The organism is Pseudarthrobacter sp., from assembly GCF_036675385.1.
Lineage (GTDB): Bacteria > Actinomycetota > Actinomycetes > Actinomycetales > Micrococcaceae > Arthrobacter.
Map to the genome: position 1 here is coordinate 1 of NZ_JAKFFD010000023.1, position 12,843 is coordinate 12,843.

Annotated in this window: 12 protein-coding genes; 7 read left to right on the forward strand and 5 right to left on the reverse strand. The window is 65.9% G+C overall.

Annotated elements, in window-relative coordinates:
• Positions 1 to 42 precede the first annotated feature (42 nt).
• Positions 43 to 489 carry a hypothetical protein gene (locus V6M49_RS02085; RefSeq protein WP_332759783.1) on the forward strand — a complete coding sequence of 149 codons (447 nt, stop codon included), beginning with the start codon at positions 43 to 45 and terminating at the stop codon, positions 487 to 489.
• Positions 490 to 645: 156 nt separating this feature from the next.
• The gene (locus V6M49_RS02090) at positions 646 to 2,625 is read left to right on the forward strand and encodes an FAD-binding monooxygenase (RefSeq protein WP_332759784.1); all 1,980 of its coding nucleotides are present in this window, start codon (positions 646 to 648) and stop codon (positions 2,623 to 2,625) included.
• On the opposite strand, the gene V6M49_RS02095 is transcribed toward V6M49_RS02090, so the two are convergent.
• The 4 genes from V6M49_RS02095 to V6M49_RS02110 all read right to left on the reverse strand — a co-directional run bounded on the left by V6M49_RS02095 (position 2,615) and on the right by V6M49_RS02110 (position 5,188).
• Complete coding sequence (locus V6M49_RS02095) at positions 2,615 to 3,472, reverse strand: prephenate dehydratase (RefSeq protein WP_332759785.1); 858 nt, start codon at positions 3,470 to 3,472, stop codon at positions 2,615 to 2,617. The genes V6M49_RS02090 and V6M49_RS02095 overlap by 11 nt on opposite strands.
• Positions 3,473 to 3,648: 176 nt before the next feature.
• Positions 3,649 to 4,368, reverse strand: coding sequence for a GntR family transcriptional regulator (locus V6M49_RS02100; protein WP_332759786.1), 720 nt, complete (start codon positions 4,366 to 4,368; stop codon positions 3,649 to 3,651).
• Positions 4,369 to 4,373: 5 nt separating this feature from the next.
• On the reverse strand, positions 4,374 to 4,889 hold the full coding sequence (locus V6M49_RS02105) for a PTS sugar transporter subunit IIA (RefSeq protein ID WP_246848645.1): 516 nt from the start codon (positions 4,887 to 4,889) through the stop codon (positions 4,374 to 4,376).
• The gene (locus tag V6M49_RS02110; protein ID WP_141138659.1) at positions 4,886 to 5,188 is read right to left on the reverse strand and encodes a glucose PTS transporter subunit EIIB; all 303 of its coding nucleotides are present in this window, start codon (positions 5,186 to 5,188) and stop codon (positions 4,886 to 4,888) included. Before V6M49_RS02110 ends, V6M49_RS02105 begins: the two co-directional genes overlap by 4 nt.
• Before the next feature lie 114 nt (positions 5,189 to 5,302).
• Between V6M49_RS02110 and V6M49_RS02115 the strand changes: the two genes are divergently transcribed.
• The 5 genes from V6M49_RS02115 to V6M49_RS02135 all read left to right on the forward strand — a co-directional run bounded on the left by V6M49_RS02115 (position 5,303) and on the right by V6M49_RS02135 (position 11,656).
• Positions 5,303 to 6,577, forward strand: coding sequence for a PTS transporter subunit EIIC (locus V6M49_RS02115; RefSeq protein WP_332759788.1), 1,275 nt, complete (start codon positions 5,303 to 5,305; stop codon positions 6,575 to 6,577).
• Positions 6,567 to 7,856 (forward strand): N-acetylglucosamine-6-phosphate deacetylase, encoded by a 1,290-nt coding sequence (locus tag V6M49_RS02120; RefSeq protein ID WP_332759789.1) that lies wholly within the window; start codon positions 6,567 to 6,569, stop codon positions 7,854 to 7,856. The genes V6M49_RS02115 and V6M49_RS02120 overlap by 11 nt, the downstream gene beginning before the upstream one ends.
• Positions 7,837 to 8,649, forward strand: a complete 813-nt coding sequence (nagB, locus tag V6M49_RS02125) for a glucosamine-6-phosphate deaminase (protein WP_332759791.1) — start codon at positions 7,837 to 7,839, stop codon at positions 8,647 to 8,649. Before V6M49_RS02120 ends, nagB begins: the two co-directional genes overlap by 20 nt.
• Before the next feature lie 86 nt (positions 8,650 to 8,735).
• On the forward strand, positions 8,736 to 10,073 hold the full coding sequence (gdhA, locus tag V6M49_RS02130) for an NADP-specific glutamate dehydrogenase (protein WP_332759792.1): 1,338 nt from the start codon (positions 8,736 to 8,738) through the stop codon (positions 10,071 to 10,073).
• 293 nt (positions 10,074 to 10,366) lie between these two features.
• Positions 10,367 to 11,656 (forward strand): ammonium transporter, encoded by a 1,290-nt coding sequence (locus tag V6M49_RS02135; protein ID WP_332759794.1) that lies wholly within the window; start codon positions 10,367 to 10,369, stop codon positions 11,654 to 11,656.
• 185 nt (positions 11,657 to 11,841) lie between these two features.
• On the opposite strand, the gene V6M49_RS02140 is transcribed toward V6M49_RS02135, so the two are convergent.
• Positions 11,842 to 12,834 (reverse strand): glycoside hydrolase, encoded by a 993-nt coding sequence (locus tag V6M49_RS02140; RefSeq protein WP_332759796.1) that lies wholly within the window; start codon positions 12,832 to 12,834, stop codon positions 11,842 to 11,844.
• Between the last annotated feature and the right edge of the window lie 9 nt (positions 12,835 to 12,843).

Consider the following 12,843-nt stretch of genomic DNA (forward strand, 5'->3'; position numbering starts at 1 on the left):
GAGTACCCACTACTCGTGACCGGACCACCCCTACTGGCTTGAATGGAACTGCAGCTGGGTCTCACAGCGCAGGGTTCGAGCCTCTGGGGGTTTCTCGTGTTTGGTTCTTCAGTCGTTATGTTCGCAGGGTCTAGTGTCGGGCTGATCCTGCTTGCCGCCGGTCAGGCCGTCGTGGTGGTGTGCATGTGCTTTGACCTGGTGCGGGCGCTGTCCGTACCGAGGTCGCACCGGCGCTACGTGGCCAGCACGGTCTTCCGGACGCTGGCCGTTCCGTCCATCATCGCCGCCGGCATGAGTGTACTGATCGACGCGCTGACCTGGTCCTGGATGGACGTTGGCATGTCGATGTTCGTGATGGTGGCGATCATCTTCCGTCTGCACCACGACAAGGACGAGGACAACTGGTGGAAGGGCAAGGGCAAGAAACTCGCCCGGTGGGCCCGCCGCCAGTTCAGTTCCGGAACTTCGGTAGCGCCGGCGATGGGGTAGGACGCCGGTGACCCGGGCTTATGGACGAACGGGCCGGTTGTGGCCTGCGTCACGGCCGCGTAGACTTCCACTTCAAGGCGGGGTTCATATATAGAACATCGAGTTCTATTATCGAACTCGATGCCTGCCAGCCACACAACGAAGTGAGGAAAGCCCGTGCAGTTCCACCACCACGGTTACGTATCCGGGGACCCGCGGGTCCAGCCAGCATCCGGCGTCGGTCTGGACCGGCCTGCCGAGCTTCCCGACGAAGTGGACGTGCTTATCGTGGGCACCGGTCCTGCGGGCATGCTCACCGCGGCCCAGCTCTCCCGGTTCCCCGGCGTCACCACGCGCATCGTGGAGCGCCGCCCCGGGCGGCTCGTGATCGGCCAGGCGGACGGTATCCAAGCCCGCAGCGTCGAAACCTTCCAGGCGTTCGGGTTCGCGGAGCGCATCACCGCCGAGGCGTACCGCATCACCGAAATGGCGTTCTGGAAACCGGACCCCGCCGACCACTCCCTGATCGCCCGCGCCGCCCGCACGACGGACGACCCCACGGGCATCAGCGAGTTCCCGCACCTGATCGTCAACCAGGCCCGCGTGCTGGACTACTTCGCCGAGTACATGGCCAACGCGCCAGCGCGGATGTCGCCCGACTACGGCTATGAGTTCCACAGCCTCGAAATCGGCGACGGCGACTACCCAGTCGCCGTGAGGCTCGTCCACACTTCAGGACCTGACGAGGGCAAGACCCGCGTTGTCCGGGCCAAGTACGTCGTCGGCGCGGACGGCGCACGCAGCAAGGTCCGCGAATCGATCGGCTGCACCATGGCCGGCGACCAGGCCCATCACGCGTGGGGAGTCATGGACGTTCTCGCCGTCACCGACTTCCCCGACATCCGCACAAAATGCGCCATCCAGTCCGGTGCGGGCGGCAGCATCCTGCTGATCCCGCGCGAAGGCGGGCACCTGTTCCGCATGTACGTTGACCTCGGCGACGTCGCGCCGGAGGACCACGGGGCCGTGCGCAGCACCACCATCGAGCAGATCATCAGCCACGCGAACACTATCCTGCACCCCTACACCCTGGACGTCCGCAACGTTGCCTGGCACAGCGTGTATGAGGTCGCCCACCGCCTCACGGACAGGTTCGACGACGTCCTTCCGGACCAGCGCGGGACGCGCACACCCCGCGTGTTCATCACCGGCGATGCCTGCCACACGCACAGCGCCAAGGCCGGCCAGGGCATGAACGTCTCGCTGCAGGACGGCTTCAACCTCGGCTGGAAGCTCGGGCATGTGCTCGAGGGCCGCAGCCCGGCAAGCCTGCTGGCCACGTACTCGGCCGAGCGGCAGGTGGTGGCGAAGAACCTGATCGACTTCGACAAAGAGTGGTCCACCATGATGGCGAAGAAGCCGGAGGAGTTTGCGAGCCCCTCCGAGCTTGAGGACTTCTACGTCAGCACCGCCGAGTTCCCCGCGGGCTTCATGACCCAGTACACGCCGTCCATGATTACCGCAGAACCGGTGCACCAGCACCTGGCCGCCGGCTTCCCCATCGGCAAACGGTTCAAGTCCGCGCCCGTGGTGCGGGTGTGCGACGGTAACCCGATGCATCTCGGCCACCACGCGACGGCGGACGGCCGGTGGCGCATCTATGTCTTCGCCGACGCGGCAGCACCTGATGCGGCGGCGTCGTCCGCAGAACAGCCGACGGCGGGACAGATGGCGGGACAACAGGATGCCGGACAGCCGACGGCGGGACAGCACGCGTCGACGTCGTCCGTCTCCGGCTTCGCCGAGTGGATCGCGAATTCGCCGGAATCACCGCTGGCCGCAACGCCGTCGGGCGCTGACCGGGACGCGTGGTTCGATGTGAAGGTCATCTACCAGCAGGACCACACAAACGTTGATATCGGTGCGGTTCCGGCGGCGTTCAAGCCGTCAGTGGGGCCGTTCCAGCTGACGGACTACGAGAAGGTCTACGCCACCGATCCCGCCGCTGACATCTTCGAGCTCCGGGGCCTGGACCGCGGCGGCGTGGTGGTGGTGGTGCGGCCGGACCAGTACGTGGCCAATGTCCTGCCCGTGGGCGCGACGGCGGAACTCGCCGCGTTTTTCGCTCCCCTCCAGCGGCCAGCGGTCAGGCAGTGACTGCCTGCGCGGTCCGGAATTCGGCGGCGGGATAGACGCCCAGGATGCGGACTTCGGTGGTGAAGAAATCCAGTTCCTCAAGGGCCAGGCGCAACGGCAGGTCCTCGGGATGGCCTTCGACGTCCACCATAAACATTGTGGCGGCGAATTCGTCCCCCACCATGTAGCTCTCCAGCCGGGTCATGTTCACGCCGTTCGTGGCGAACCCGCCCAGTGCCTTGAACAGCGCCGACGGGACGTTCCTGACGCGGAACACAAAGCTGGTCACCGCCGGTCCGGGCAGCTCTTGGCGGGTGGGCAGTTGCTTTTCCCGCGCCAGGACCACAAAACGGGTGGTGTTGGACGGGTCGTCCTCGACCCGCGACGCCAGCACCTCAAGGCCATAGATCTCGGCCGCGAGCGGGGGAGCGAGGGACAGCTTGGTGGGGTCGTTCCACTCGCGGACCTCCCGGGCGGATCCGGCGGTGTCCCCGGCAATGACAGGACGCAGTCCGGCCTCCCGGATCAGGCGGCGGCACTGGCCCAGGGCGTGGATGTGGCTGTGGACCTCGGTGGCCGCCTCGATGGTGCTGCCCGGAATGCCCAGCAGGTCAAAGTGGATGGGCAGGAAGAACTCGCCCACGATCTGCAGGTGCGACTGGGGGAGGAGGATGTGGATGTCCGCCACCCTGCCGGCGATCGAGTTCTCAATCGGAATCATCGCCAGTTCCGCCTCGCCGCTGGAGACCAGCTCGAAGGCGTCCTCGAAGCTGGCGCAGGGAACGCTTTCCAGCTGGGGGAACATCTGCATGCACGCGATATTGGAGTTGGCGCCGGGCTCACCCTGGTACGCAATCTTCTGGGCCATGGTCCGTATGCTTTCACGTCAGGTGCCTGCCCATCCAACTGAGTAGCGTCACGTGCCATTTTGGGCGCTCAAAACGACTGTGGAGTCTCAAAACGACTGATTGCGCTACTCAGTTGGGGAATCAGGGGCGGGATGACACCGAGCCAGAGGCATTGGTGCGACGCAGCGGTGTTGGCTTAGCCCGCGCCCAGCCGCATGGATACCTGGTACCGGTCGGAGCGGTACGTGGAGACGGCGTATTCGATGGGCGTGCCGGGGTCCTCCTGGCCGGTGAACGAACGGCGCCGGAAGAGCAGGACGGGTGCCCCCGGTTCGATGTCCAGCAGCGCGGCGGTCTCGGCAGGGGCGGCGGCGGCCTCGACGGTCTGTTCCGCATGCTGCACCGGGTGCCCCGCGGCGCCGAGGGCCCGGTAAAGGGACCCCGTCAGGTCTTCCGAGAGCAGCCCGGGGACCAGCGCTTGCGGCAGCCACGATTCGTCCACACTGACGGGAGCGCCGTTCGCGAGCCGCAGCCTGCGGACGCGAAAGGCAGTTTCCCCGGGCGCCAGCCCGAGGTGATCGGCGGCCGCCGCCGGCGGCACTGCCGCGGATGCGTTGATGACCCGTGTGCTGGGTTCGAATCCGGCTGCCCGCATGTCCTCGTTGAACGAGGCCAGGTGCAGGGTGGAACGCACCAGCCCGTGGGAGACGAATGTGCCCTTCCCCTTGATCCGCACCAATGCGCCGTCCTGGACCAGGTCCGAAATGGCACGGCGCACCGTGATGCGGGAGACGCCGAACTGCTCCTCCAGCTGCCGCTCACCCAGCAGGGCGTCCCCGGGCCGCAGCGTGCTGGACACCAGGTCCTGGAGTTGCCGGCGGACCCAGACGTGTTTTAGTTCCCCTGCCGTATCCATGTCTCCTATTTTCCGGGAATTTTGAACAGCTGGCCGCCTGCTTCCACACGGCCACCGGAGGCCGGAGGTTCGATGGCATCCGCAGGGCTGTCCAGGATCACCACGGGACTGCACATGCTCAGGTCCTTTGAACGGACCAGTGTGACGTCCACGGTGATCATGGGGTCGCCGGCGCGGACCTGATCACCCTTCTGCGCGAGCACGGTGAAGCCCTCGCCCTTCAGGCCGACGGTGTCGATGCCGACGTGGACCAGCACGGCGGGCCCGGACGCGTGCTGGACGATGTAGGCGTGCGGCATGACCTTGATGACCCGGCCGTCCAGCGGTGCGACGGCGGTGAGGACGCCGGCGTCGTCGTCGGGAACTACGGCGGCGCCGCCACCCACAAGCCCCTTGGCGAACACGGGGTCCGGGACCTCGTCCAGGGGAATGAGCCGGCCCGGCAGCGGGGCGACAACGCTGATGACCTCGGCCGGTGCTTCCGTGCTCACGTCCGGCGTGCTCACCTCAGGGCTGCTCACATCAGGTCCTGGATGTCTTCGGCGAGGCTTTCGGCTTCCGGACCCACAACCACCTGGACCACCGTGCCGGACATCATGACGCCGTGGGCACCCGCGGCCTTGAGGGCGGCCTCGTCAACGCGGGAGGAGTCCACCACCTCGGTGCGGAGGCGGGTGATGCACCCTTCGATTTCTTCGACGTTCTCGGCGCCGCCAAGGGCGGCGAGGATGATTTCTGCTTTGGACATTTCCACTCCTGAGTTCGTTTCGCTGTGAATGACGCCGGGTCCGGATGCTTTTTTACGGCCTGAGGTTGACAACTGAGGCCGGCGCCCTTCACAGTGATGGTTGTCACTGGTTATAACCAGTTAGCTAGACTCTACTGAATCAAGCATCCCCGCACAAGCACCACCCTCTTCGAGACGAGGAACATCATGACCACGGAAAACCCATCAGCTTCCGCCGGGGCCGGCGCGCTGGCCGCCCCGGCCCCGGGCAAAGGCAAGGGCAGCGGAAAAGCGCTGGCGAACATGCAGCGCTTCGGCCGCAGCCTTATGCTCCCCATCGCCGCCCTCCCCGCGGCGGCGCTGCTCTTGCGCCTGGGCCAAGACGACCTGCTGGGCAGGTTCGAATCCCTGACCACCGTCGCCCAGGTCATCGGCGCCGCCGGCGGCGCCCTGTTCGAGAACCTGCCGCTGCTCTTCGCCGTCGGCATCTCCTTCGGCTTCGCCAAAAAGGGTGACGGTTCCACGGCCCTTGCCGCCGTCGTCGGATACCTGGTCCTGACCAACGTCTTCAAGGTCATGGCCCCGCTGGTGCTGGGAGCGGCTCCGGAGGGCGGCAAGGATCCCGTCATCAATTACGGCGTGCTGGCCGGCATTGTGATGGGCCTGACGACGGCGCTGCTGTGGCAGCGTTTCCACCGCACCACCCTGCCGGACTGGCTGGGCTTCTTCGCGGGCCGCCGCCTGGTGCCCATCCTGACGTCCTTCGCCGCGATCGTGATCGGCGTGGCCATGGCGCTGCTGTATCCGCTGTTCAATAACGGGCTGACTGCCGTGGGTAACACCGTGGCGGACAACACCGTGGTGGGCAGCGGGGTCTACGGCGTCCTCAACCGGCTGCTCATTCCGCTGGGCCTGCACCACATCCTGAACTCCATCGTCTGGTTCATCATCGGCGACTACGACGGCGCCCACGGCGACCTGAACCGGTTCTTCGCCGGGGACCCCACCGCCGGCGTCTTCATGACCGGATTCTTCCCCATCATGATGTTCGCCCTGCCCGCGGCCGCCCTGGCCATCTGGCAGGAAGCCAAGCCGTCACAGAAGAAGATCGTGGGCGGCATCATGCTCTCCACCGGCCTCACGGCCTTCCTCACCGGGATCACCGAACCGCTGGAATTCTCCTTCATGTTCGTGGCCTGGCCGCTGTACGTCGTCCATGCCTTCCTGACCGGGACGTCCATGATGCTGGTCAACTTCCTCGGCATCCATCACGGGTTCGGATTCTCAGCAGGAGCGATCGACTACGTCCTGAACTTCGGCATCGCACAGAATCCGCTGTGGCTGATCCCCATCGGGCTGGGCTACGCCGCCGTGTATTACGTGGTGTTCCGCTTTGTGATCCGCCGCTGGAACCTGCGCACCATGGGCCGCGAAGATGAAAACGACGAGAACGGCTCCATGGCCAAAGCCGATGCCAGCTGAGCCTTCGTCGGCACGGGGCAGCGCGGCAGGCGGCGGGGTGGGGCTGCGGGGCCGCCTCGTCACCGGACTCCCCGGTGCTGCGGTGATCGACGACGGCACCGTGGTGATGGCCGGCGGGAACATCGTGTGGTGCGGCCCGGCGTCGGACCTGCCGGAAGGTTTCGGCGCCGACCTCCGGCAAGTGCCGCTCATCCTGCCCGGACTCGTGGACGTGCACTGCCACGGCGCCGTGGGGCACACTTTCTCCGCGGATGCGGACGGCGCGCGCTTGGCTGCCGGCCACCATGCAGCGCAGGGCACGACGTCGGTACTCGCCTCCCTTGTCTCGGCACCGTCGCAGGTACTGCTCGAACAGATAGAGGTGCTGCGGGACCTGGTGCAGGACGGCACCCTGGCCGGCCTGCACCTGGAAGGGCCGTTCATCACCACAAGCATGTGCGGGGCCCAGGACCCGGCAGCCATCATCGACGGCGACCCGGCGCTCCTGCAGCAGTGGCTTGAGGCGGGACAAGGGACCGTGCGGTCAATGACTCTTGCCCCCGAAACCCCGCACTTTGCCGAGCTGGTGCAGCTCTGCCGGGATCACGGCGTCGTGCCTTCCCTTGGCCACACCGCCGCTACGGCTTCCCGCACCCGGGAAGTCCTTGGCGGCGCAAACGGTGGGGTTGGCGGCCCGTGGTCGGCCACGCACCTGTTCAACCGGATGCCCCCGCTGGGCCACCGCACGCCCGGACCCATCGCGGTCCTGCTGCAGGCGGCCGAACAGTCGCCCGGGCAGATGGTGCTGGAACTGATTGCCGACGGCGTGCACCTGGACCCGGAGATCGTCCGTATGGTCTTCGGGCTGGTGGGACCCCGCTCCATTGCGCTCATCACGGATGCGATGGCGGCGGCGGGCATGTCCGACGGCCACTACACTCTCGGCAGCCTGGACGTGCTGGTCCAGGACCGGGTGGCGCGGCTGGCCGGAACGGCCGACGCCGGTCCCGGGACGATCGCCGGTCCCGGGACGATCGCCGGCGCGACGAGCCACCTGCTGGAGAACGTCCGCCGCTGCGTTGAGTGGGGCGTTCCCCTGGCCGATGCCGTCGTCGCGGCATCCTCCACTCCGGCGCGGCTGATGGGCCTCGACCGGGGCGCCGCCCGGGTCGGCGCCATCGCCGCGGGATACCGGGCGGACGTGCTGGTGACCACCGAAGAACTTGAACTCGTGCAGGCCTACCGCGCCGGCACACCACAAACGCAGGAAAGGAATGACCGTGCAGATAGTTCTGTGTGAGTCCGCCGATCACGTAGGAGCCCGCGCGGCGGACATCATCGAAGCCCGGGTCCGGCAAGGACCGGCAGTGCTGGGGCTGGCGACCGGCGGCTCCCCGCGATCCACCTACCAGGAGCTCATCCGGCGGCACCGCGAGGAGCAGCTCAGCTTCAGCCGGGTCACCGGCTTCACGCTGGACGAATACGCGGGCCTGCCGCCGGAGCACGGGCAGTCGTACTACTCCACCATTCGGCGGGAGTTCGTCGACCAGGTGGACCTGCCCCTGGACCGGCTCTTTACCCCTCAGGGGGACGCGCCGGACCTGGTGGCCGAAGCTGACCGTTATGACGCAGCCATCGCCGCCGGCGGGGGTGTGGACATCCAGATCCTGGGCATCGGCGCCAACGGCCACATAGGCTTCAACGAGCCGACGTCGTCACTGGCTTCCCGCACGAGGGTGAAGACCCTCGCCGGGGCCACGCGGGCTGACAACGCGCGGTTCTTTTCCGACGGCGATGTTCCCCGGCTGTGCCTGACGCAGGGCCTCGGGACCATCCGCGAAGCCAAACTGGCAGTGCTGGTGGCGATGGGGGAGAACAAGGCCGCCGCCGTCCAGGCCATGGTGGAAGGGCCGGTCAGCGCCCACTGCCCCGCGTCGGTGCTCCAGCTGCACCGCCGGGCAGTTGTCATCCTGGACCCGGGAGCCGCTTCCCGGCTGAGCCTGCTGGATTACTACCGGGAAGCCCAGGACTTCAACGACAGGCTGGGCCAAACACCCGCGAGGCCCCGGCTCCGGCAGCCGGTCAGCCGTTGAAGCGTCTGATATTCCCCGCATTGGATTCCGCAAAATGAAATTTTGCTACCATTGCATGGAATATCTGTTGAACTAGAGGAGACGGCGTGGACGCTCGGCTTGAGGCCATCCGGAATACGGTACTGGCACGGAACCCAGGTGAAGCTGAATTCCACCAGGCAGTGACCGAGGTCTTTGAAAGCCTTGGCCCCGTCCACGACCGGCACCCCGAGCTGCTCGAAGCCGCCATCCTGGAGCGGCTCTGCGAGCCCGAACGCCAGATCATCTTCCGCGTCCCGTGGACCGACGATTCCGGCCGTGTGCAGATCAACCGTGGCTTCCGGGTCGAATTCAGCTCCGCCCTTGGTCCCTACAAGGGCGGCCTGCGCTTCCACCCCTCTGTCTACCTGGGCATTGTGAAGTTCCTGGGCTTCGAGCAGATCTTCAAGAACGCCCTCACCGGGATGCCCATCGGCGGCGGCAAGGGCGGCTCGGACTTCGACCCGCGCGGCCGCAGCGATGCCGAAGTGATGCGGTTCTGCCAGTCGTTCATGACCGAGCTCTACCGCCACATCGGCGAGTACACCGATGTGCCGGCCGGTGATATCGGCGTCGGCGGCCGTGAAATCGGTTACCTCTTCGGGCAGTACAAGCGCATCACCAACCGCTACGAATCCGGCGTCCTCACCGGGAAAGGCATGTCCTGGGGAGGCTCCCTGGTACGGCCTGAAGCCACCGGCTTTGGCACCGTCATCTTCACCCAGGAGATGCTGAAAACCCGTGGGTCCTCCTTCGACGGGCAGCGCGTGGTGGTGTCGGGTTCCGGCAACGTGGCCATCAACGCCATTGCCAAGGCGCAGACGCTCGGTGCCAGCGTGGTGGCCTGTTCCGACTCCTCCGGCTACATCGTGGATGAGGCGGGAATCGACGTCGCGCTCCTCCGCGAGGTCAAGGAAGTTGAACGCGGACGCCTCAAGGATTACGCAGTGCGCCGCCCCGGCGTTTCCTATGTGGAAGCCGGATCGGTGTGGGATGTCGACGCAACGGTGGCGCTGCCCTGCGCCACGCAGAACGAGCTCGACGGCGATGCTGCCGCGCGGTTGGTCCGCAACGGCCTCGTCGCGATCGGCGAAGGCGCCAACATGCCCTCCACCCGTGAGGCTGTCTCGGTGTTCCAGGACGCCGGTGTGCTGTTCGGGCCGGGCAAGGCCGCGAACGCAGGCGGCGTGGCGACGTCGGCACTTGAGATGCAGCAGAACGCCAGCCGGGATTCCTGGTCCTTCGAGCACACAGAACAGCGGCTCACCGAGATCATGGTGGGCATCCACCACCGCTGCGCTTCAACCGCGGACGAGTACGGCGACCCCGGCAACTACGTGCTGGGCGCCAACATCGGCGGCTTCGTCAAGGTGGCTGACGCCATGCTCGCGCAGGGGCTTATCTAGCGCACGCTCAGCACGCGAATTCACCATGGAAACGGGCGACTCACTCCTGCTCGGACGTGGTCCCGGAATTCCTGAATACAAAGTTCGTTTGAGTGACCTGTGAAACTCGCTTGCCCGTGACTGAAACGTTGATTTAACCGGCCAGAAACCCACCGCGGAACTGCAGCCATACAGTTGGAACCAGACGGCAATAGCTGCCCTCCGACAAACGTGGACTGACTCCGCGTCCCTCCTCCGGAGCGGCTCTGACGGGCAATTTCCGTTCTCTCTTCGCATCACGAAAGGGGTTTTCCATGGATTCAGGAAATGTCGCTTGGATTCTGGCCAGCTCAGCGCTGGTCTGCATGATGATCCCTGCCCTGGCCCTGTTTTACGGGGGCATGGTGGGGTCTCGTCGCATTCTCAACATGATGATGATGTGCTTTGGCGGCGCGAGCCTGGTGGCAGTGCTGTGGGCTCTGTTCGGATACTCGATGGCCTTCGGTAATTCGGTAGGCGGCCTGGGGCTCATCGGGGACATTACGGAATTCCCCGGCATGGGACAGCTGCTCGCCGCAGATGAGGAAGCCTCCATTCCGGTGATTCTCTTCGCCGCCTTCCAGCTGTTCTTCGCCTGTGTCACTACGGCCCTGGTTGCGGGAGCGGCAGCCGGACGTATGAAGTTCGGCGCCTGGATGCTGTTCGCCGGAATCTGGGCAACGATCGTGTACTTCCCCATCGCACACTGGGTGTTCGCGTTCTCCTCTGCCGATGGCAGCGTCACTGGCGGCTGGATCGCGAGCGGCATCAAGGCAATCGACTTCGCCGGTGGAACCGCCGTGCACATGAACGCCGGCGCCGCGGCGCTTGCACTGGCCCTCGTACTCGGAAAGAGCTCCGGCTGGCCCAAGATGGAACACACCAAGCCGCACAGCAGACCGCTGGTGCTCGTTGGTGCCGGACTGCTCTGGGTTGGCTGGTTTGGCTTCAACGCAGGCTCCGCACTCTCGGCCGGGCAGTCCGCCTCCGTCGTATTCCTGAACACCGCGGTGGCAGCCTCGGCCGGCCTCCTCGCCTGGGCGCTGGTTGAGCGCCTCCGCCACGGCGCAGCCACCAGCATGGGAGCGGCATCCGGCCTGATCTCGGCCCTGGTTGCCATTACGCCTGCTTGCGGCGCGGTCAGCCCGCTGGGTGCACTGGCCATCGGCGCCATCGCCGGTGCCGTCTGCTCCCTCGCCATCGAACTGAAGTTCCGCCTGGGCTACGACGATTCGCTCGACGTTGTGGGCGTTCACCTCGTGGGCGGCATCATCGGCACACTGTTGATCGGCCTGTTTGCCACCGACGCTGCCCCGAACGCCGTCAACGGTCTGTTCTATGGCGGCGGCGTTGAATTGCTGGGTGTCCAGGCGCTGGCCACAGTCACGGTCCTGGCGTACTCGTTCGGCATCACGTGGATCCTGGCCAAGATCCTCGACCGCGTTGTCGGCCTGCGGATCAAGCCTGAGGACGAAATGCGCGGTATCGACATCGCCGCGCACTCGGAACTTGCTTATCTCACTGATGAAGACCCTGTGGAGCTCGGTTCGCCGCGGCGGGCCTGATAACCAGCCTGAACTCAAATAGAGATGCCCGGGCGGCGCCCATTGCCGACGCCCGGCGCGAGCCCGGCTAAGGGCCGAACATCGGACCGGTGTCAGCAGCAGCTGGCTTATAGTTCCGCAGTTCGGCCCTTTGTCGTGCCGGCCCCGATACCCTGTTCTCAGCCCTGGCTTCGGATGCTCCGGCGTCAGCTGTGGGAGCAGAGCAAGGTGCCGTCCTGCACTTCCAGCACTGCGGCCCGAATGTGGCTGAGGTGGCTCTTGGGGTCCGCTGTCATGCCGTCGATATCCTCGCCGTTCCAGTGCGGATGGGTGAAGTACACGATGAGCGCACGTTCCTTGCCGTCTGCCGTGGCCTCCAGCGGCACTACGTCCGCGTGCCGTCCTACTACTGGACCGCCGTCGGCCGTTTCAGGAGCCGTCAGGATGAGCCCGTCAGAATTCTCCTGCCGCGTCCAGCCGCCTGAGGCGTCCTCGGACCGGTAGATCGCCTGGCCACGCCATTCGTCCACGATCATCCAGAACTGCCCGTCGAGCTTGAAGACTTTGGGTCCTTCGTGCGGTCGCCCGGCGATGGTCAGGCCTTCAAGAACCCACGACGACGGATCTGCCGGGGTCCTGCTTGCCGCACTGTACGTGTTTGATCCCCGGGATTCATCCTTGTACCAGAGCCGGTGCAGACCGTCTCCGCAAAGGGCCACTGCCGCGTCGATGACCCGCGGAGACTCCAATTCGATGGAACCGAGGAACTCCCACGTGACCAGGTCCGGGCTGGTCAATTGGACGATCGAGGCGTTGCCGGTCCAGTCAGTCCGGACTCCGCCGAGGACTGTGAGGTACATGATCCACTGATCACCGATTCGGACGACGTCGGGCGCCCAGAGTGTGGCGGGCAGTTCAGTTCCTGGCGGGACCAGTCCGTCCAGCGTGCCCTGATACTGCCAGTTGAGTCCGCCGTCGGACGAGCGGGCCACTCCGATTGCCGTGCCGTGGACCCACTCGACGCCGGTCAGCCCGGTTTCCGTGGGCCGTCGCTGCGTGTAGAAGAGCACCCAGTCGCCGGTCAGGTGGTCGGGCACCAGGACGGGATCTGTGGGGCCGTCCCAGATGGGATCCCGGTAGGGAGTCCTGAAGGCATCAGCGCTGAGCGGCGAGACGCTGGATGCTCCAGGTTCACGGATTGAATCTGA

Bases quoted from the DNA above. Each gene is read 5' to 3' on its own strand.
- V6M49_RS02085 (WP_332759783.1), top strand. From the start codon at position 43: ATGGAACTGCAGCTGGGTCTCACAGCGCAGGGTTCGAGCCTCTGGGGG.
- V6M49_RS02095 (WP_332759785.1), bottom strand. From the start codon at position 3,472: ATGGCCCAGAAGATTGCGTACCAGGGTGAGCCCGGCGCCAACTCCAAT.
- V6M49_RS02100 (WP_332759786.1), bottom strand. From the start codon at position 4,368: ATGGATACGGCAGGGGAACTAAAACACGTCTGGGTCCGCCGGCAACTC.
- V6M49_RS02115 (WP_332759788.1), top strand. From the start codon at position 5,303: ATGACCACGGAAAACCCATCAGCTTCCGCCGGGGCCGGCGCGCTGGCC.
- V6M49_RS02120 (WP_332759789.1), top strand. From the start codon at position 6,567: ATGCCAGCTGAGCCTTCGTCGGCACGGGGCAGCGCGGCAGGCGGCGGG.
- V6M49_RS02135 (WP_332759794.1), top strand. From the start codon at position 10,367: ATGGATTCAGGAAATGTCGCTTGGATTCTGGCCAGCTCAGCGCTGGTC.